The 597-nt window shown below is 64.5% G+C and carries 1 protein-coding gene; it reads left to right on the plus strand.

The window, feature by feature from the left end; genetic code table 11:
• Positions 1-597 (plus strand): L-serine ammonia-lyase (locus tag ACVOLO_RS18035; RefSeq protein ID WP_481571700.1); only part of this gene is annotated, 597 nt, incomplete at both ends.

Genomic DNA, 597 nt, shown 5'->3' on the forward strand with positions numbered 1-597 from the left:
ACGCTGTACCGCGAGCTTTCTTCGCGCCCCGAGGCGGCGATGCGCGATCCGCTGACCACGCTGGACTGGGTCAACCTCTACGCATTGGCGGTCAATGAAGAAAACGCCGCCGGTGGCCGCGTGGTCACCGCGCCGACCAATGGCGCGGCTGGCATCATTCCCTCGGTACTGCATTACTACGACCGTTTCTGCCCGGGCAGCAACGAACAGGGCGTGTTCAATTTCCTGCTCACTGCCGCGGCAATTGGCATCCTCTACAAGGAAAACGCTTCGATCAGCGGCGCCGAAGTCGGCTGCCAGGGCGAAGTGGGCGTGGCCTGTTCGATGGCGGCCGGTGGCCTGATGGCCGCGCTGGGCGGCAACCCGGGGCAGATCGAGAACGCCGCGGAAATCGGCATGGAACACAACCTGGGCCTGACCTGCGACCCCATCGGCGGGCTGGTGCAGATTCCCTGCATCGAGCGCAACGCGATGGGCTCGGTGAAGGCCATCAATGCCGCACGCATGGCCATGCGTGGCGACGGCAAGCACAAGGTCTCGCTGGACAAGGTCATCAAGACCATGCGCGACACCGGCCGCGACATGCAGGACAAGTAC

The sequence above is a fragment of the Stenotrophomonas sp. STEN056 genome, from assembly GCF_056759635.1.